The sequence below is a fragment of the Bacillus sp. S71 genome (genome assembly GCF_016625265.1).
GTDB classification, from domain to species: Bacteria; Bacillota; Bacilli; order Bacillales; family Bacillaceae_G; genus Bacillus_A; species Bacillus_A cereus.
Window position 1 is genome coordinate 89504 of the sequence record NZ_JACVUW010000009.1, and the last position, 21616, is coordinate 111119.

The following is a 21616-nucleotide window of genomic DNA, read 5'->3' on the forward strand; positions in this document are numbered from 1 at the left end:
TTTCCCCTCTTTCTAAAAACATAAAAACGTGAGAATACGGCTCTCACGTTTTTATGTTTCATTTTATTAGTTCAATTGTTTCTGTAACTTTTATACTATCTTTTACAGATTGAACAATCGTGCAATTCTTCACTGCAAGCTGCAATGCTTTGTCCAACTGCTCTTCTGTAATGTTTTCCGCTTTAATTTTATAGTGCAAATGAACACTTTCAACTGGTTTGGATAAAGCTTCACTTCTACCAATTTCAGTTTCGATCGTAAACGTATCGTATGTAATACGTTTCTTTTCTAAAATTGTTCGAAAGACAATTGCACTACATCCTGCGATAGAAGAAACGAGTAATTGTAACGGTGAATACCCGTTTTCTTTTCCAATCGCTAATTGAGCGTACGATAAATCTGCCTTTATATCATCGTGTTTGATTATTAGTTTCATTTGTTTTGTCCATCTCCACTTTCATCGGTTTCTGCTGTTTCTTACTCATATAATAATAATATATATAGCAGAAAATGATAAATGGAATACCGCAGTATAACGCCATTCTTTGTTCAGGAATAAACGCTAAACTAATAACAACGATGCTATTTGTAATTAAAGCTAAAATTGGAACAATCGGATATAGTGGTGTTCTATACTTTAAGTCCTCTAACTTTCCTCCGCCTTTTATATACTGACTTCTAAAGCGAAGTTGCGATAGAGCAATAATGATCCAACTTGAAACAGCCGATAAACCAGCTATCGATAATAAGTACATGTATACTGTATCTTCTGCAAGGAAACTTGTGAATAGGGATAATCCAGCTACCGCAATCGTTACGACTAGCGCTGTAATTGGAATACCACGTTTATTTACTTTCTTGAAAGAAGTTGGTGCCATTCCTTCATTTGCAAGTGACCATAATATACGTGTCGCTGCATATAATCCAGAGTTCGCTACAGATAATAACGCAGTAATAATAACGAAGTTCATAATATCAGCTGCATATGGAATACCGATTTTATCAAATACAACTACGAATGGACTTTCAATTACGCCTGCTTCCTTCCAAGAAATTAATCCTACTAAAATTGTCATTGTTAAAATGAAGAATAACATAATACGCCATACTGTATTACGGATCGCACGTGGAATTGTTTTTTCTGGATTTTCACTTTCTCCCGCTGCAATTCCGATTAACTCTGTTCCTTGGAACGAGAAGTTAACTGTAATCATTGTAAGTAATACGGCAGCTAGTCCATTTGGGAAAAGTCCACCATCGCTTACAAAGTTAGAGAAAAGAGGTGCTGCTTCTTTTCCGTCATACGATATAAATCCTAATAATGCACTACCACCAAGAACAACAAATGCAAGGATTGTAATTACTTTAATACTAGAAAACCAAAATTCTAATTCGGCATAACTTTTTGCCGAAATTGCGTTTGAAGCATATAAAATAACGCCGAATACAAGGCACCATACCCAAACATCAACATTTGGAAACCATCTTTTCATCATTAAACCGATTGACGTTAATTCTAGTCCTACTGTTACTGCCCAGCCAAGCCAGTATAACCAGCCAATCATAAAGCCCGTTCCTGGTCCAATAAACTTCGTTGCATACTTTTGGAAAGATCCCGAAACCGGCATTGCTACCGTTAACTCTCCAAGACAAAGCATTGTTAAATACATAATAAATCCGCCTACTAAATATGAAAGGATGGCTCCCCCTGGTCCAGCCTGATTAATAGTGTAACCTGAACCTAAGAAAAAACCAGTTCCGATTACACCACCTAGTGCGATCATAAATAAATGTCTACTCTTCATCGTACGATGTAATTTCTCATTCGTTGGTTGCTGCATCTAAATCCTCCCCCTACCATACCCCTATGTCTTGTTAAAATTTTCTGATAATAAAAATATACACGAAAGCGATTACATTTTCTATATAAAATTAAAACTTTTCTGATAAAATAATATAAAAAATCTAATTATCGCAAGATTTAGATTCTATTTAGAGGAAAATAAGGATAAACAAGGAAAAAACTCTTACATATATTGTAAGAGTCAACGAAGTTCTAACCTTCTCGATAAAATTGATAAACTATAATTTACGATAAAATACATACAAGCAACTACTATAAACGTCGGAATCATATAATTTACATTTTGCCCGCTAATAATTTGAGCATTATGAATAAGCTCTGGTAGTGATATAACGACTGCTAGCGCTGTATCTTTCAGCAATGAAATAAACTGACTGACAAGTGGCGGGACCATTCTTCTTAATGCTTGTGGCAAAATAATATGCCACAGCGCTTGAACATACGTTAATCCGGAAGACCTCGCTGCTTCGATTTGCCCTTTTTCGATAGATAATAGACCACTTCGAACAATTTCAGATATCATTGCAGCTTCAAATATTGTTAAAGCAACAATTGTAGCTGTTATAATTTCTAATTTCAAGCCTGCTTCTGGAAGTGCAAAATACGTGAAAAATATAATTAACAGTAGTGGTAAGTTTCGAATCACTTCAACGATAATTCCTAATATTTGTGAGACGACAGGTATTTTCGTGTAGCGCAATATTCCTATTACACTACCGATAATAAAGCTAAGTACAATTGCTACGAGCGCTACCTCTAACGTTATAAGTAATCCTTTTAATAAAAATAGAATATGATCCCCTGTAATTGCCCCCTTAAAATCCATTTACACCGCCTCCTTTGCCAAGCGTTTTTCTAAATAACGCACTAGCATACTGAGCGGAATTGTTAATATTAAATAAAACATCCCGACAAATATATAAACATCAAACGTAACAAACGTCTTCGTTGAAATTAAATCTCCTTGATACATTAAATCAGTACCAGCGATAATTCCGAGTATGGAAGAGTTTTTTACTAAATTGAGAAATTGATTTCCTAGAGGAGGAATTACGATTTTCATCGCTTGAGGTAAGACAACATAATACATCGCCTGTACATACGTTAACCCTGAAGACCTTGCTGCTTCCATCTGACCTTTCGCGACTGATAGAATACCAGCGCGAATGACTTCCGCAATAAAAGCTGCCGTATATACCGTAAGCGTAACTGTTCCTGCTACAAAACCATTTAAAGTAATTCCTATTACAGGTAAAGCGAAATAAAATATAAATGCAATTAATACGAGTGGAATATTTCTTACAAACTCTACAAAAGCTGATCCTACCCAATTTAAAATACGAATCGGTGCAATACGCATTACCGCCAAAATTACTCCTAAAATAAAGCTTCCTATTAATGCAATTACACTAGACATAACTGTATACTTAAAGCCTTCTAAATACATATCAATGTTATTCGTTAGTATAGAAAAATCAGGCACATATTCTCCCCTCTTTCTTTACAAGAAGAGGATGAGCATCCCTCATCCTCTCACTCTTATTATTTATTCCAATTAAGTGTCACTTTATTTTTCTTGTTTTTGACCAATCCATTTCTCATACAATTTATCGTATTCTCCATTCGCTTTCATATCTTTTAGCAAGCTATTAATCTCTTTCGTTAAATCATCTGCACCTTTTTGCACTGCAATTCCGTACGGTTCATCCGTGAAAATTTTCCCTACAACTTCATAATTTGAATCTTGTTTTGCCATGCCGTAAAGAATTGCATTATCTGTCGTTAAAACATCACCTTTTCCTGCTTTTAACGCCGTAAACGCCTCACTGTAATTTTCAAATTCTAATACAGTCGCTTCTGGTGACTTTTGACGAATGTTATTTGTAGATGTTGAGCCTTTTACAGCTAATACTTTCACACCTTGTTTTATATCATCAATACTCTTAATATTGCTTCCTTTTTTCACAAGTAACGATTGCCCTGCTTTAAAATATACATCTGAAAAATCAACTTCTTTTTTACGTTCTTCCGTAATTGTCATTGTTGCGATAATTGCATCAATGTCACCGTTTTTCAGTAGTGGAATACGCGTTTTAGACGTTACTTCTTTTAATTCTAGTTTCTTTTCATCTCCAAGGATTTTTTTCGCAAGCGCCTTTGCGATATCAACATCAAATCCTTCTACCTGCCCTGTTGAAGGATTTTTCAAGCCAAATAAGTTCGTATCATTCTTCACTCCAACTACTAGTTTCCCGCGCTTCTTAATTTGTTCAACAGCCCCGCCTTGCTTCGTATTCGTTTCTTTCGCCTCATCTTTTTTACTTCCGCACCCAGCAACGACAAGTACGAATAAACATGAAAATACGATTAACGTAAACAACTTTTTCATTTTAAGCATGAAATTCCTCCTCTAATGATTTAGCACCCGACTTAAAAATAAACGAGCTCTTTCTTGTTCAGGATTTGCAAAAAATTGCGCCGGTGTTGTATCTTCGATAATTTGACCATCATCCATAAATAAAATCCGATCTGCTACCTCACGTGCAAATCCCATCTCATGCGTGACGACGACCATCGTCATCCCTTCTTTAGCTAGCGTTTTCATAACATCAAGTACTTCCCCAATCATCTCCGGATCAAGAGCAGACGTAGGCTCATCGAATAGCATAATTTCCGGCTGCATCGCAAGTCCTCTAGCAATTGCTACCCTTTGCTGTTGTCCTCCGGATAGTTGATGCGGATATACATTAGCCTTCTCCGGGATTCCTACTTTCTCTAAATAAAACATTGCTGTTTTTTCTGCTTCTTCTTTGGAAACTTTATTTACTTTAATAGGTGCTAGTGTAATATTTTGAAGAACCGTTTTATGCGGGTATAAATAAAAATGCTGAAAAACCATCCCGATATTTCGGCGTAATTCATTCATATCTGTTTTTGCATTGTGTACCTCCGTATTTTGTACGATTAATTCTCCGTCGGTAATTGTCTCTAGCTGATTTATACACCGAAGCAACGTGCTTTTTCCTGATCCTGAAGGACCAACTACTACTACCACTTCGCCTTTTTTCACTTGCACATTAATATTTTTCAAAACTTGAAAGTTGCCATAATATTTATTTACGTTACGAAACTCTATCAACATACTCACCCCTTCCCCTAACAAAGCATGTACATTCTTTTTATATTCAAAAACAGTCCCAAAAATAACTTTTAGCTTCAATTTGTCCATAAAAAAAAGCAAAGAGTTTCCCCTTTGCTTCTTCATTTCTATTCTGTTAAGATACTTCTTCTTTCTTATCTTTCCCGTATTCATGCTCCCAGAAATCAGCATTTTTAATTCCTAATTCCTGCGGATCAAATACTGGATCTTTACCTTCTTTTTTCTGCTTTTCATAGTCTTTTAATGCGATCAATGCTGGTTTTTGTAGTAGTAAAATCGCGATAATGTTAACCCATGCCATAATCCCTACACCAATGTCACCTAAAGCCCATGCTGTTGCAGCTGTTTTTACACAACCATAGAATACGACTCCTAAGAATACAAATTTTAGTACGATGGACATCCAAGGACGGTCTTTATCACGATTTAAGTATGCAATATTCGTTTCTGCAATGTAGTAATACGCCATAATTGTTGTAAACGCGAAGAATAGTAAAGAGATTGCAACGAAACCATTTCCAAATCCAGGGAAAACAGATTCTACCGCTGCCTGTGTATAACCAGGACCCGGCTGTGCACCATTTAATTTATTGACGATAAAGTTTTTTCCGCTTGCATCAAATACGTTATACATGCCTGTAATAATCATCATAAATGCTGTTGCTGAACAGACGAATAATGTATCAATGTAAACGGAAAATGCTTGTACTAACCCTTGTTTAGCTGGATGTGATACTTCAGCAGCTGCCGCCGCATGGGCCCCAGTTCCTTGCCCTGCTTCATTGGAATAAATACCACGTTTTACTCCCCAAGAGATTGCTAAACCAATAATTCCACCAAAAGCTGCTTCTAATGCAAATGCACTTTTTAAAATTAACATGAAAGCATCTGGTAATTTTTCAATATTCATAGCAACAATGACGCAAGCTACTAAAATATAACCAAGCGCCATAAATGGCACTACAACTTGCGCTACGTTAACAATTCGCTTAACTCCACCAAAAATAATAAGCGCTAATGCCACTACTAATACCGCTCCAGATACAGAAGTATTAATACCGAAAGCTGTTTCCAAACTTACAGCAATACTATTTGCCTGAACACCCGGTAACAGCATCCCCGTTGCAAGAATTGTTGCTGCAACGAATACTAATGCATACCATTTAACCCCTAACCCTTTTTCAATGTAATAAGCTGGACCACCACGGAATTGGCCTTGATGCTTCGTCTTATATATTTGTGCAAGTGTCGATTCTACATAAGCAGAACCTGCTCCTAGAAAAGCTACCACCCACATCCAAAAGACAGCTCCTGGACCACCAAATGCAACAGCCGTTGCAACACCCGCAATATTTCCTGTTCCAACGCGCCCTGATAAAGAAAGTGCTAACGCCTGGAACGAAGAAACACCAGCATCCGATTTTTCTCCTTGAAATGTAAGCTTCACCATTTCTCCTACATGCCTTACTTGTAAAAACCTCGTTCGAATGGAAAAATATAAACCTGCTCCTAAACATAAATAAACAAGTGCTGGACTCCAAACAATATTATTGATCCAACTTACGATAGCTTCCAACATTCCCCCTCCTCTTTTTATAAAGAATATTCAGAATATATATAAAATTATAAGTGTATACCGAATCTAGGACAATATTATTTTAATAAAGTAAACATATTTTTGTATAAAAAAACAAAGTATATATTTGTTTTATATACTTTGTTTTGAACTAAATGTATTATATATTCACAATTGCTTCTTTTTTGATAATTCTTCCGTATAGCTCTTCCGATAATTTCAAGAAATTATCAGGCATATCTTTCCCTTTAAACTTCTTTTGAAGCGTTCCATATAAACCTATATCACGTAAGCGTAAAAATAGTGGTAACGATTCATACCAACTATCCGCCAGCCTGTGCTCATATTCGTATCCTTTTCTTAACACTTGTAACTGTTTACGAGCGAATGTCGTCTTCTCCTCCACTGTCCACGGTGTAAAAAGGACCGAGTAATAAAGAACCATTGCCAAATCATGAATGAAGTAATTATAGGCCGCATCATCAAAATCAAAGATTGTAAGCTCTTTCCCATCATAATGGAAATTACCTGGATGAATATCGCCATGCATAAGGCCGAATGTTTCTCTTCCAATTGGAAGAGTCTTTATTTCCCCCATTAATACAGCAGCAACCTCTTTCACTTTCTCATCTTCTAATTCATTAACAATTCCACTTTCGTCTTCTTCCCACGTTTCACGGTAGTCTGTTTTAGGATAATCCATTGTAAGTCGATGCAGTTGTCCAATCGCTTTTCCCCACGCTTCAAAATAAGCATTTCCCCAATAAGGCGATTCTTCTCCTTTTACTTGCTCACCTTTTGCATATGTAAATAAGGAAGCGAAAAAGAAAGTCCCATCCTCTGCTGCGATTTCTTCTACAAGATTTTGAGACGTTGAATAAAGAGGTCCTGCTACCTTTGCCCCATTCTCCGCAACATATCGTAAAAAATCTAGTTCAGCCTCTACCTCTTGTTTAGAGCGATGAGAAGAATGTGTTAAACGTAATACGTAATCTTCATCATTATCACCCTTCGCCTTAAAAATATAATTCTCAAAATCTCCAAGTGGCTTTTCTTCCACTGTTACATGAAACAAATTCGCTGCTGTTTTTAAAATCTCTTTTGTAAAAACACGTTCTACAGCTATTTCCATATGTATCCCTCCTATATATCTTCTTAATTCGACACAAAGGTGAGAAGTACTGCTATGAATAATCTAAAAACAAAAAAGGTTGATTCACTAAATCAACCTTTACATTATTAAAAGTTTTATTTATCAATTCTTCATCAATTGATTCTCGTATATAACATTTATTTTTATTTCTCTTCACCTTTTGTCTGCATTGAATTGAAAGTCCAATTTAATTTTAATGAATCTCCTTGAAATACATTTTGCTCTGCATTATTATCTACAAATGTGAACATTACATAGAAAGTATCATCATCACCAGGAGCAAGTCCATTTCCTTCTCGGTCTACAACACCTTTTTGTACAAGATCAGGAATACTTCCATTTTGCGTAGATACCTTTAATTCAGATAATGTAGTAGACCAAATTGGAACCTCATTTTTATCCAAATTCCACAAGAAATCAACACGGATATGATCACCAAAATCAGCATTTCCATTATCTCCTTTAGCATCGATTACACTGTAATCTGTCAGGAGTTTCACATCTCCTATTGCTAAAGTTCCTTTGTTTACTAATTGAAAACCACGCTCCATTTCATCACCTGGTTTAATATTATCGACATTAATAACAACTTCAGGGTTCACACTCAAATCTAAAGTACCCGCTGCAAAAGTGTTTTGTGACACTTCCTTATCACTAAAATACGCATATGTTCCCCCGCCAATTAAAGATAAGCCAAGTGCTGCAGTTACAACACCCATACCAAGTTTTTTCTTAATACTCATTTCACAAGTCCCCCTATTTTTAAAGTTCAAACTACAAACCTTATTTCCATCCCACAAAATAATTTAAGCAACTACCTTGTCCCACAGCGAAAGTGAACCAAATTTAAACTAGTTACTTCATATATCAAAACGACTATTACTTTTAAAATAACCGGTAATGTTACCGTAAATCATTACCGGTTATTTGTTAGCCAATCTCATTTCATTTACTATTCATTGTCTGATTGCATTATTTACTCTAGAAGTTTGCCCACTTATTTTTTTGGTTCTAAGCCAATAGAGCGTAAGATTTTATCTAATGTCACTGGACCTACATTTTCTTTCGGTTTCTGATTTTCTTTAGCATCTGGACTCTTTTTCAAGAAGTTTTTCTCAATAAAACGAATATCTGTTTCATCTACAACACCATCTTGATTTATATCTCCATCTTTTACAGATACTTTTCCTTTTCCATACGATAAAGCTGCTATTCTAGCATCTTGAATGTCTACCATTTTATCTCCATTTACATCACCTGCAAGGTTATCATCCATGTCAACTCTAAAGTTTTGTCCCACTAATTCACCGTCTTGCACCTTCCCTATTTTTGTTGTTAATTTACTATTTAAATGACCTGGCATTTCTACGAAAATATCATATTCTTTATCGCTTACTGGGACACTATGAATTTCAAATTGCCCGTTATCACCAATCGTTCCTGTATATTTCTTTCCATCCTTGCCAACTGCGTACACTTTTGCTCCTAGTTTTGTATAGTCTTTCTTACCTAAATACCCCTCTTCATTCAAGAAAGCTTCCGGGCCAATATACCCTGTAATCGTTGAATGTTTCGAAACAATAGCAAAAGATTTATCTTTAAACGCAGGAATCTCAATGCCTTCTGATGCAACAGCTTTTGTATAAGAGAACTTCTCTACTCCAAATGCAGTTAAATCATTAAAGTATTCATCGTTCGTCATCTCGAATGTAACATCTAAAAATGGTGTATCTCCATCTAATCCTTTAAATTCTTTTCCTTCTAATGATGCCCCAACTTTCACCTTGTTTTCCCAAGCTCCTTCTTCACTTATCTTCGGATCTTCTAATTTAAGGTTCAGTCCATGTTGTTTTACATATTCCGTAAGTGCTGGATTTGGTTTCACATCTGTAAATTTAAAGAGCTGCTTGTAATAAGGAATTTCAAATGTACCTGACATAAGCTGTTTTACATTATTAAGATTCAAAGTTAATGTAATTTTCTCTCCTAATTTGATTTTATCTTTGTCATAACTTGGAACAGCGTATTCTGTCCCTTCCTTTACAAAGACGTAATCTTTATATCCAGTTGCCATATTCCCTGCAGTTGCAAGATCATATCCAAATAATTTTAAATTTAACGGCTCGTTTATTTCCTCTGGAAGTACTCCAAATTTAAAATCACCATTTGCTTGAATTGTATTCAGCCAACCTGATGGAAAGGCTGAGTTTTGATAATATACAATTTGGTTCGCTTTTTGATCATACTGCAAGCCTTTTGCCTTCAATGCATCTACTGTAGAATCATAAATATTACCATGCACCCATAATGCACGTTGGCCGTCTTCTTCTTTAAACATAGAATCATTGACTTCATGTATACCAGGTTGTACATCCTTAAATTTCATTTCCGGTATAACATTATCAATGATAATGCTATCGCCTTTTGTATACGATTTTCCTTCTTTATCATATCCAACGAAGTTCAATTCGTAATCTCCATCAGGCAACATAACAGGTTTATCCCCAATTGGATGAGCTGGATCTCCTGTGAATGGAAGTACATACCCTCCCATACCAGAAAACATCATATATTCAATATTCGGTGTTAGACTACTTGCATTAAGTGTACCAACGACTCCTAATGCCTTTCCTGTCTTTCGGTCCTTCACAACTGCATCAATAGTTTCAAGAGGACTATTTAGTTTAAATGTCAAAGGCGAACTTGGTCTCTCCATAAACGGATGGAATTTAGATGCATCTGTTGCCATTGCATCTCTCAGTAAATCTACAGACGCAATCCCTTTTTCTGTGAATTTAACTGCAAATGGTACTTGATATACTTCTTTTTCATTGTTTTTATTTGAAATATGAATATAGCCCTCATATCTACCAAATTCAGCGTTTTCTGGAATGATAATTTCAGGGCTAATTTCCTCTGATGTACTAGGAGCTACTTTAATAGAATCTGGTACATTTAGCTTCACACCATTCTTCGCTGCATCTTGCACACCTACACTTGTAGATGAAAACTCTACTTCTAATTTAAACTCTTTTCCATCAGTTTTACTGCTGTTCTTAATTAAGACTTTTCGACTATCTTTAATAGGCCCATTTTCAATTTGATTTTTATACCCAAACGCAATAGAACCTGTTTTTTCTTCAATTTCTACTTCTTCATCATCTACAACGTTTGATGTTTTATCGATAACCTCGATAGATGTATCTGCATGAACTGCACGATATGCATCAATTCGTCCAGAGCCCACCTCAAATACAGAACGCTCTTCTTTTAGGTCAACTGCGGTATTCATAAGTGCTTCTTTTACTTCAAATGGACTATAGTTTGGATGTTCTTGTAAAATAAGTGCCGCTACCCCTGCAGTATGAGGAGTTGCCATAGATGTACCTGACATACGTCCATACGCTACCGGATAATTTTCTCCATCTTTTGGATCATTAATATATTCAGGAACAGTTGAGAAAATAGACACACCTGGTGCTACAATATCTGGCTTAATATCATCTGTTTTAGTTGCAGGACCACGGGAGCTGAAATCAGCCAAGTGATCTCCCTCTGTTTTTATATTACTAAGTTCTCCAAATGCTAACGACACATCTCCTTGTACAGCTTTTGCTTGCAATTTCTCACCATCTACTTTTGTTAAGCGGAACGATGGAATAGATGAAGTACTTTCCCCAAGATAACTTGTAATTTCCCCATCTACATTGTTGTATACAATTACCGCCTTTGCGCCTGCTTCCTTAGCATTTTTAATTTTTTCATCAAATGTAATCTCACCACGTTGGATAAGAGCTAACTTCCCTTTTACATCTTTCCCTGTAAAATCACCTGATTTCCCAAGCCCTGCATATACAACCGATAAGGATTGTCCTTTCAAATCTTCAATCTTATCAGTAAAGCTTTTTCCAAGTAGCATCATCTTATCTACATGTACATCACCTGCATCGGCGGAAAACGTTGGAATATTCACTGCAGCGTCACTGGCTCCAACTGTAATTGGAAGTGCTGCTGCACTAGGTGATCCTATAGTACCTTCTTCCGGACCACTATTACCAGCTGCTACTACTGTAACAACACCTGCTAACATCGCATTGTTCACTGCAACAGAAGTAGGATATAAAGGATCATTAATAGACGCTCCTAGTGATAAATTGATAACATCCATATCGTCTTTCACTGCTTTATCAATCGCAGCAAGAATACCGCTTGTTTGTCCACTTCCATATGGACCTAATACGCGATATGAATATAAGTCTACATCTGGAGCAACGCCCTTCACTGCATAATCCACACTATTCTGTTTGTCTGCAGCAATTGTCCCAGCTACATGCGTACCGTGGGATGTATAATATGCACTTCCCTCATAAATCTCAGGATATCCTCCAGAATTTTGCCAATCCTTATACGTTGTCTCCATTGGATCAGCATCATTATTAACAAAGTCCCATCCTTTTATTGAGTTCGGATCTATTTTAGTTGGATCTTCACCTTGTTTTGCACGATACCCTTTATATGCATCTTTCAAATCCGGGTGGTTGTAATCAATACCTGTGTCTAGTACACCTACCTTAATTCCTTTTCCTGTTATTTTTTCATCATGTAGCTTGTCTACACCAATTTGTGGTACACTATCTGCCATTTTTGGTTCAACAGCAGTCTTAGCTGTTTCTTTCGGCAAATCAATTTTAACCTCATGATCTTCCCATACGCGCTTAACGATACCGGTACGAACTAAGTCTTCGATTATATTTGCTGGTAAAGAAATCGCTACACCATTAAAAGCATTCTTATATTCTCTTGTTATCTTTGCAGATTTTACATTTGTCCCTTTCTCTTTATTCTTTTGAAGCTGTTCAAGCTCTGCTTTAAACCCTTTATGTGATGCCTCTACCTTTTGTTCCGCATTTGAAAGAGCTATCTTTTTCCCTTTAGCCGCTTGTTTTAATACCTCAATTTTGCTAGGCGCTTGCTTAAATTCTATAATCACATTTACATTATTAGGACTTGCTGTATTGATACCTGGCGAAATAACAAAACCTGGTTTTGTATCTAACGTTTTTAAGGCATTACGTTGTTCCTTTGTAAGGCCTTTTAAGATAGCATCTGCATCATCAATTCCAGTTAAAGTAGATGTATTTACCTCTTCCGCTAATACGTTATATGGAATCCCTTGAGACAATAACATTCCAACTGTTAACGTTCCAATAAGAACCTTTCCAAATTTCCCTCGTTTCATATTGCATCTCCCCATTATTAATATTATTTTTTGAAACAAATTGATTCTTAAATTCCCATGTAGCATCGGAAACTCTATCAATCTCAATCTTTTGTATCATGAAAGATTTCCAACGCCACTACCATCCCCATACCTCATATAGCTAACCACTCACTTTACTCTTTTTATAAGAGCCCCCCATCATTTATTTCCAACAAAAGATTTTCATAAAATGAATTATTAACAATATTAAAATGTAATTCTATTTTTATTATTTCACATTTTGATTATTCTGAAAATTAAACAAAAGGAGTATCTTTTCTCTAAGGATTCTATGCCTACATAGTACAAAAGAACTATCTTGTCCTTTATTCTTTGTGATACAGAATAAATCGACACGATAGTTCTTTGATAGATTTCTTATTTAATCTAGCGGAACCAATTGATTTCGAACTGCATAAATCACTGCTTGCGATCGACTTTTCACATTTAGTTTTTTAAAAATTTTATTGATGTGTATTTTAACTGTTTTATCACTAATATATAAAACTTCAGCAATTTCTTTATTACTAAGTCCTTTTACTAGTTCAAAGAGAATTTCCTTTTCACGTTCCGTCAGTTCATTTTCATTTGATTCTACTTTCATTTTTTGCTGATGATATGTAATTAATTTTTTAGTCATACGCGGATGAATAACTGAATCACCTCGATATAACATTCGAATTGCTGCTACTACCTGCTCTGATGAGGAATCCTTCAATAAATAACCATCAGCACCGGCCTGAAGTGCATCCATTAAATACTCATCATGTTCATACATTGTAAACACAAGTACTCGGCAACTCGGATAAATTTTTTTCACTAACTCTGTAGCTTCAATCCCATTTTTCCCTGGCAGGTTAATATCCATCAAAATACAATCTGGTCCGCATTCTTCTACTTTTCCCAATACTTCATCCCCAGAGCTAGCTTCTCCAACCACTTTCATATCAGATTCATCTTCTAGTATGCTCCGAATTGCATCCCGTAAAAAAGCATGATCATCTACTACTAATATTTTAATCATTTTACGCACCCCTTGTTTGTGAATCTGGAATTAACAGTGTAATTTCTGTCCCCTTTCCTATAGAACTATCAATCTGTAAAGTAGCCCCTAATTGGTCAGCTTGTTCATTCATATGTAATATACCATAATGTGGCTCATTCTTTGTTTTAACCATAGACTCAAATAGTGAAAATCCAACTCCATTATCCTTAACCCTTAAAAGAACGTGTTCACTTTGATAACTGAGTAAAACATCAGCCTTTTTTGCTTGTGCATGTTTTACAATGTTTTGCAAACTCTCTTGTAATGTATCAAATATAACTCTTTCTTTTGAAAAACTAAGCGCACGTGCATGACCTCTTTCATGATAGGTAATGTCTAGTTCATATTCTCGTTTTAAAGATTTTATTTTACTTGCTATTGCCTGCTTAAGGCCTAATTGTTGTGTCGGATATGGTTTTAAAGCATAAATAGAATAGCGAACTTCTCCTAGACTTCCTCTTAAATCTTTTATGCTTTTCTCAACTACTTGCTGCATATCTTTTGGTTTATCATGGTATTTTTTCCGTGCGGATTCTAGTTGGAATATTACCCCCGCTAATGTTTGCGCAATACCATCGTGAATTTCACGGGCAATTCTATTTCTTTCTTCTAAAATCATCCTTTTTTTCTGTTCAGAAATCAATATCCTTGTTTTAACAACGTTAGCTAATTGGTTAGAAAATGTAGCTAACGACTGTACATCTTCTGGAAAGAAACCCGCATTTCTACTTTTCCCTGCAACAAACATTCCGACTAATTCATCATTTACTATAAGAGGAAAATATACAAGTGAGCGTATAACACTATCAAATATTTCATCTCCAGGAGCCGTACCAATTTTCCAATCATTAAATACAAGATTTTTAGAAAGTTTCTCAAACGCCCTTGATATTTCTGAATCATCAGAAATATGAGAGCGCACTTTCCCATCTTTTAATAGAATACTCCAGTTCCCATCATCTTTTGTCCATATTACATATGCTTGTATGCCAAAAAAACCTTTAAGTGCTTGTTTAATATGTTTCAAATTTCCTCCAGTTAATCCTCGACTAATTTCGGTCGTAATAAGAAATAACTCATATAATCGTTCCTTCTCCATCCTTATCCGTACAGAAAAAGAACTAATAACTGAAGCTGCTACAAGTGGAAAAAAGAAAAACAGTACTGTAATCTCGTTTATTTCCACACTATATATACTAATTAATACATGCATCAGGGCCGCATAAGAGAAACCAAAAGTTTCGCAAAGAAATACCGTTACAGTTTTTTTATACCACTGATATATTGAATATGGCTGTGGAAGAAGTATCATCAACAAATCGTAAAAACGATTGTTGAAAAAACAAAAAAACACGCAAAATAATAACAAAGATATTAAATTTTCATATAGAACTGACATAACTATCTTATTAAGTAATAAGGACATACATTTGTTTGAAAACCATTCGGCCAAAATCAAACTAAGTGCATGCTGAGTACTATTAAATAACATTCTTTGTATCGGTGAACGACGATGCAGGTGAATAATTAGCGTTACGAGTACAATAGCAGTAATAGTTATATGGATTCCAAACTGCCAACTCATAGCATAGATTATCGGAAAAGTAAGCGAGCTAGTTCCTCTCCAAAATCTTACAGGAAAATACTCTGCAATCCCCATAAATAGTAACAACATTATTAGTATTGTTGAATGAGAAGGGATTTTAATTTCAAGTAAAGATATAGTTATAGTAACCAAACCAAGAAAAGAAATAAAATAAAGATAAGAACTAGCAATCTTTTCTCTCATAAAGATAGAATTTACATCCTTCAAAACAACCCCTTCTTTCTTTATAAAAACTTCATTTTCCCTATTATCCAATAAAAAACCGGCACTGGCAAAATGGAAGAACATCCACTAGCCAATCACCGGCTGTGTACTGTACCTAAAAAGGCAAGACACAATACTAGTATTATAAATCGCTTTTCTTAAATTTCCTATTCATCAAATGATGTAATTATGCATCCCGCTAGATTTACTCTCCTATAGTACAAAAGATATATATTAATATCGCAAATATATACGTTCTTTCCATTTCCCTACTTTTCTAAAAAATCCAAGCATAATTTTCTCACAAAAAACAAAAATTAACAGAAATAATTTCAATGTAAAGGAGATGGAAAGTATGACCGAACAGAAGCACTCACAACAAGATAATAACAAAAAGCATATGTTTCCATCACTTCCGGAGAACATTAATTACATTGAAAATAAGCTTTCTCATTCTGATGATATAAAAAAATTAGATTTCCCTTTTCAAAATGGAAAAGGAACAATCTTATATATCGAATCTTTAGCAGATCCAAATCTAATTCATCAGTTAGCTCTTGAGCCTTTATTGACACGGTCAGACTTAGCTTTAGATAAAGCTTTTTCTACATTAAATATGAAAAAAGAAACGAATTTAAATTATGGTGTGCAGCTTTTATTACAAGGTAAATCATTATATTTCCATGAGCAAGTCGAAAGCTTTTGTATTTTTGAAACAGCTCTATCTTTAAAAAGAGATATAACAGAGCCTGATAATGAAGGTATTGTACGTGGACCGCATACTGGTTTTGTAGAAGATTTAGCAACGAATTTAGCCTCTATTCGTAAACTCATTAAGAGTCCAAATGTAGTTGTTAAATATTTTACACTCGGTGAAGAAATGCACACGAAAGTAGCTATTGCTTATATGCAAAACATAGCTAATGACGATCTCGTTACTGAAGTAAAAAGAAGGTTAGAAACTATAAAAACCGATTCCCTTATGGCACCAGGTTATATACAAGAATTTATAGAAGATAATTCTTTCTCACCATTTCCACAACAATTAAATACAGAGCGACCAGATAGAACTGTCGCTAATTTAATGGAAGGCCGAGTTGCTATTTTATCTGACGGAGATCCAACAGCACTTATCGTTCCTGTTACGTTATTCGCTTTCTATCAATCACCAGATGATTATAATAACCGCTGGATTGTTGGATCTTTCGTCCGAATGATTCGCTTAGTGAGTTTCTTAATTGCTTTTCTCTTACCAGCTATATATATCGCAACCGTAGCCTTTCATCCTGATGTATTGCCGCTTGAACTTGTGTATACAATTAAAGCTTCATTAGAGAAAGTACCACTTCCTCCTATTTTTGAAGCTCTCTTAATGGAATTAATCTTTGAATTATTACGGGAAGCTGGTATTCGCTTGCCAAGCCGAGTTGGACAAACAATCGGTATTGTAGGTGGTTTAGTAATTGGTGATGCGATTGTAAAAGCTGGACTCGTTTCTTACACAATGATTATCGTTGTAGCTTTAACTGCAATCTCATCTTTTCTCGTTCCATCAAACGATATGAGTTCAGCAGTTCGAATTCTTCGTTTTCCATTAATGCTCCTTGCTGCCATATTTGGATATGTAGGAATATCATTCGGTCTAATTATAACTTTCGTTCACCTATGTCAGCTTCATTCTTTCCATACACCATATCTTTCTCCTGTTGCACCAATGCGGATTAAAGATATGAAAGATTCTTTTGTAAGACTACCAATTTGGTCATTTTGGGAACGACCACATGATCCAAAACCGAAAAAAATGCAACGCCAACATGTAACGAGAGAGGATGAGGACGGTGACAAACACGCAAAGTAAAATTTCACTTGTTCAATTTACCTTTTTCGTTATTCAATGCCAAATTGGGGTCGGTATACTTTCTTTACCTAACCGTCTTCACCCAATAGCAAAAGGTGGCGGATGGATTTCTGCTCTCATCGCTGGGTTTGCGATTCAGCTTATTATTTTACTTATGTGGCTTTTCTTAAAACGATTTCCTGATGCAGATATGTATGAAAGTGTTTGTATGCTATTTGGTAATAAGTTTGGAAAACTATTAGGCTTTGCTTATGTTTTTTATTTCACACTTATCGGTATGACCGTTATGTTAAATGCTTGTAATGTCATTAAAGTATGGGTTTTGCAAGCAACCCCTTGGTCTGCAATTCTCATACTATTTACAATAGCTTGCTGCTATGTAGCCTATAATACATTTAAAGTAATTGTAAGATTTTATGTCATGGCTTCTATTCTCATTTTGCCCATGGCTCTTTTAATTGCACTAGGGTTTTCACGAGCTGATTTTTCTTATATTTTTCCAATTACAGAAGCCGGATGGTGGAATATTATTCAAGCTTCAAAGGAAACCATTACAGCTATGTATGGTTTTGAAATTATTCTGATCGCTTTTCCAAAAGTAAATGGGAATCCTGTTGCACGGCTAAAGGCCATTTCTATCGCTAATGGATTTGTAACTCTTTTTTACACTTTTACCGTTTGGATTTGCTTTATTGTATTTAGTCCAAAACAAGTTGAGCTTATTCCGGAACCAGTTGCTTACTTATTACGCTCTCTCCATATTGGGATTATAGACCGAACAGACCTAATTTTCATTCCAATTTGGATGATAACTGTTGTAGCCTCCATCGCTAGTTATTATTGTGCTGCTTCAATAGGAATTGGACATATATTCAATCTTGCTAATCATAAAAAAGCTGTTCCAATCGTTGGTATTATTGCTTTTAGTGTAGCCTTATTTATAGATACACCTGAGGAGCTTAAAGTACTTGCTACATTTACTGATAAATTCACCTATATTTTTATAGTAATTCTACCTTTTTTATTTCTTCTCTATTCCTTATTCAGAAATAAGAAAGGAGCTCCATATGCACAAAAAAACAATTAAATTATGTAGCATATTGTGCGCTGGCTCACTTCTTTCTGGTTGTTGGGATCAAGAACCTTTAAGAGATGCGAGATTAGCTTATAGTATTGGCTTTGATATTACAGAAGAAAATAAACTGCAGCAAACCATTGAGCTCGTAAAGAGTTCGAGTGGGGATCAATCTTCATTTAAAAATGAAGTACATTCAGCAACTGGCTATAACATACGTGATACAAGTGATTCTTTGAGAAAAAACGTTACTGGTAATATTCGTTATTTTAAATATGGAGTAGAACTATTGGGAACGAAAATCCAAAAGAAAGGCATACTCCCTTATTTAGACGTTGGATTTAGAGACCCAACAAATCCAACCGCATTAGTAAAACTTATATCAGTAGATGGGGAAACGGATAAAATACTTGCCCAAAAGAAGGTAGGAAATTTATTAATTGGAGACTTTTTAAAGAAAAAAGTACAGAGTTTAGAAGACATGAGTATATTTCCAGAGGAAACTTTAGAAACGGCCGCTACAAAAATGTTAGATCCCGGAAAAGATTTCACCCTCCCATCTATAAAGCTAAAAGGAAAAGAAGTTGTAACCAATGGGATAGCTTTATTTAACAAGGATAAATTAACTGGACTTTTACCTTTACGCCAATCGGTACTCTTCGTATTACTAACTGATAAAATGGGGAAAAGCGCTCGCATAACCCAAAAACTTACAAATAACGATTCATCTAGTACATCTGACTATCTTACAATTGAAGTAAGCAATCGAAAGTTAAAACGAGACTTAAAAATAACAACAGATAAAAAAGGAAATGTTTATGCTCACATTAAGCTCCAACTAAAAGTTATAGCGCTTGAAGCTCCGAGAGATAATCTTTACAAAATGGATGAAAGAAAAAAACTAAATAAAGAATTGTCTAAACAACTTACGAAAGAAGCTAAAAAGATAACGAAAAAGTTACAAAAAGCAAACTGTGATGCTTTCGGTATCGGCAGACACCTTATCGCCTACCACCCTGACTTATGGAAGAAGAAAAATTGGAATAAAGATTATGCAAAAGTAAAATTCAAACCTGAGGTAGAGGTAAACATTTTGTACAGTGGTGTCCTAAAATAAAAGGTTGTATGCCCATGCGGCATACAACCTTTTTATTTCGTATATCGATACACAATTGATTCATATGGTCTTAAGCTAAGTTTTGTAATATCCTTGCTAGCATCTTTATAATTCGACAGTAGTATTTCTTGTTTCATTCCATCTAATTGAACTTGCGCTGGTACAGAGTACGTTATTTCTTCTCCATAGAAGTTATTTATAACAAGTAGTACTTCACTTCCTGTAGTACGAGTATATGCCCAAATTTTAGGATCATTTTTATCCAAAATAGCATATTCTCCTTCTGTAATTACATCATATGTTTTTCTAAGTTCTATTAACTTTTTATAATGATAAAATACGGACTCTTTATCTTCTAATGCCTTCTCTACGTTTATTTCTTTAAAGTTTTCAGCCGCTGAAATCCAAGGTGTACTTGTTGTAAAACCACTGTTCATCGCTTCATTCCACTGCATTGGAGTGCGCGAGTTGTCACGAGATTTTTGCTTTAAAATCCCTATAATCTCTTCTTTTGATAGCCCTTCTTTTAGCTTTATATCGTATATATTTAACGATTCCACATCACGATATTGCTCGATGGACTCAAATTTAGGATTCGTCATACCGATTTCTTCCCCTTGATAAATATAAGGCGTTCCTTGCAGCATGTGCATGGCTGTCGCTAACATTTTTGCAGATTCGTTTCGGTACTTTCCATCATCACCAAAGCGTGACACGATGCGAGGCTGGTCATGATTACACCAAAATAACGCATTCCATCCTCCGCCTTTTTGCATTTCAATTTGCCAGTTAGACATAATCTCTTTTAATTTAATAAAATCAAACTCTGCTTTCGTCCATTTATCACCATTCGGATAATCTACTTTTAAATGATGGAAACTAAACGTCATGCTTAATTCATTACGCTCAGGATTAGAATATTTAATACAATTATCAATTGTCGTAGATGACATTTCTCCAACTGTAATTACATCTTTTCCTGCAAAAACATTTCGGTTCATCTCTTGTAAATATTCATGAACACGCGGACCATCTGTATAATACTTGCGTCCATCACTTGTCGCAGTACTACCTTCATCGTTTAAGAAGCATTGGTCTTTTGAAATTAAGTTAATGACATCTAATCGAAATCCTGTTACTCCTTTATCCAGCCAAAAACGCATCATATCATATACTTCTTCACGAAGTTTTTCATTTTCCCAATTTAAATCAGCTTGTGTTTCATCAAATAAATGTAAATAATATTGCTCCGTCTTCTCATCATATTTCCAAGCAGATCCACCAAACTTAGACTGCCAATTATTTTTTTCATCACGCCAAATATAGTAATTACGATATGGACTATTTTTATCTTCCTTCGCTTCTTTAAACCACTTATGTTCAGTCGAACTATGATTTACAACAATATCAAGCATAATCTCAATGTTACGTACTTTCGCTTCTGCTAAAAGTTCTTCAAACTCTTCCATCGTTCCGTAAGATGGATCAATGCTGTAGTAATCACTTACATCATATCCATTATCATTTTGTGGTGATTGGTATATCGGTGTTAACCATATATAATCCACTCCGAGTTCTTTTAAATAATCTAGTTTCTCTGTAACACCTTTTATATCCCCGGTTTCTCTATTGTAATAACTATTAAAGCTCTTCGGATAAATTTGATAGACTACACTTTTATGCCAATCCTTCATGTTT

The 21616-nt window shown here is 35.2% G+C and carries 16 protein-coding genes; 3 read left to right on the forward strand and 13 right to left on the reverse strand.

Features of this window, described 5'->3' with window-relative positions; all coding sequences use genetic code 11:
* Positions 1-58 precede the first annotated feature (58 nt).
* From IBT51_RS19315 to IBT51_RS19370, 12 genes are all read right to left on the reverse strand, one after another.
* Complete coding sequence (locus tag IBT51_RS19315) at positions 59-436, reverse strand: OsmC family protein (protein ID WP_053565250.1); 378 nt, start codon at positions 434-436, stop codon at positions 59-61.
* Entirely contained in the window at positions 411-1841 is a 1431-nt protein-coding gene (locus tag IBT51_RS19320) for an amino acid permease (RefSeq protein ID WP_001187093.1), read from the reverse strand. Before IBT51_RS19320 ends, IBT51_RS19315 begins: the two co-directional genes overlap by 26 nt.
* A gap of 204 nt (positions 1842-2045) precedes the next feature.
* A complete protein-coding gene (locus IBT51_RS19325; RefSeq protein WP_000345978.1) occupies positions 2046-2690 on the reverse strand; it encodes an amino acid ABC transporter permease in 645 nt (214 codons plus the stop codon).
* A complete protein-coding gene (locus IBT51_RS19330; RefSeq protein WP_001112682.1) occupies positions 2691-3347 on the reverse strand; it encodes an amino acid ABC transporter permease in 657 nt (218 codons plus the stop codon).
* 84 nt (positions 3348-3431) lie between these two features.
* Complete coding sequence (glnH, locus tag IBT51_RS19335; protein ID WP_000916477.1) at positions 3432-4262, reverse strand: glutamine ABC transporter substrate-binding protein GlnH; 831 nt, start codon at positions 4260-4262, stop codon at positions 3432-3434.
* Positions 4263-4274: 12 nt separating this feature from the next.
* Positions 4275-5003, reverse strand: a complete 729-nt coding sequence (locus IBT51_RS19340) for an amino acid ABC transporter ATP-binding protein (RefSeq protein WP_176549488.1) — start codon at positions 5001-5003, stop codon at positions 4275-4277.
* A gap of 136 nt (positions 5004-5139) precedes the next feature.
* A complete protein-coding gene (locus IBT51_RS19345) occupies positions 5140-6600 on the reverse strand; it encodes an alanine/glycine:cation symporter family protein (protein ID WP_200458536.1) in 1461 nt (486 codons plus the stop codon).
* A gap of 160 nt (positions 6601-6760) precedes the next feature.
* Positions 6761-7732, reverse strand: coding sequence for a phosphotransferase enzyme family protein (locus IBT51_RS19350; protein ID WP_098235145.1), 972 nt, complete (start codon positions 7730-7732; stop codon positions 6761-6763).
* A gap of 164 nt (positions 7733-7896) precedes the next feature.
* Entirely contained in the window at positions 7897-8496 is a 600-nt protein-coding gene (locus IBT51_RS19355; RefSeq protein ID WP_000023366.1) for a TasA family protein, read from the reverse strand.
* A 254-nt stretch (positions 8497-8750) separates the two neighbouring features.
* Positions 8751-12992 (reverse strand): S8 family serine peptidase, encoded by a 4242-nt coding sequence (locus IBT51_RS19360; RefSeq protein WP_000820243.1) that lies wholly within the window; start codon positions 12990-12992, stop codon positions 8751-8753.
* A gap of 403 nt (positions 12993-13395) precedes the next feature.
* The gene (locus IBT51_RS19365; protein ID WP_000590668.1) at positions 13396-14037 is read right to left on the reverse strand and encodes a response regulator; all 642 of its coding nucleotides are present in this window, start codon (positions 14035-14037) and stop codon (positions 13396-13398) included.
* A gap of 1 nt (position 14038) precedes the next feature.
* Entirely contained in the window at positions 14039-15871 is a 1833-nt protein-coding gene (locus tag IBT51_RS19370) for a GAF domain-containing sensor histidine kinase (RefSeq protein ID WP_069356605.1), read from the reverse strand.
* A 352-nt stretch (positions 15872-16223) separates the two neighbouring features.
* On the opposite strand from IBT51_RS19370, the gene gerKA reads away from it, so the two are divergent.
* Genes gerKA through IBT51_RS19385 form a run of 3 tightly spaced genes read left to right on the forward strand, consistent with a single transcriptional unit; the run spans position 16224 to position 19918 of the window.
* Complete coding sequence (gene gerKA, locus IBT51_RS19375) at positions 16224-17726, forward strand: spore germination protein GerKA (protein ID WP_200458537.1); 1503 nt, start codon at positions 16224-16226, stop codon at positions 17724-17726.
* Positions 17707-18813 carry a GerAB/ArcD/ProY family transporter gene (locus tag IBT51_RS19380; protein WP_088022957.1) on the forward strand — a complete coding sequence of 369 codons (1107 nt, stop codon included), beginning with the start codon at positions 17707-17709 and terminating at the stop codon, positions 18811-18813. The genes gerKA and IBT51_RS19380 overlap by 20 nt, the downstream gene beginning before the upstream one ends.
* On the forward strand, positions 18794-19918 hold the full coding sequence (locus tag IBT51_RS19385; protein ID WP_098678234.1) for a Ger(x)C family spore germination protein: 1125 nt from the start codon (positions 18794-18796) through the stop codon (positions 19916-19918). Before IBT51_RS19380 ends, IBT51_RS19385 begins: the two co-directional genes overlap by 20 nt.
* 32 nt (positions 19919-19950) lie before the next feature.
* Here IBT51_RS19385 and treC read toward each other — a convergent pair whose 3' ends face one another.
* Positions 19951-21612: an alpha,alpha-phosphotrehalase gene (treC, locus tag IBT51_RS19390; protein WP_053565259.1), complete on the reverse strand. Its 1662-nt coding sequence runs from the start codon at positions 21610-21612 to the stop codon at positions 19951-19953.
* Positions 21613-21616: the final 4 nt, after the last annotated feature.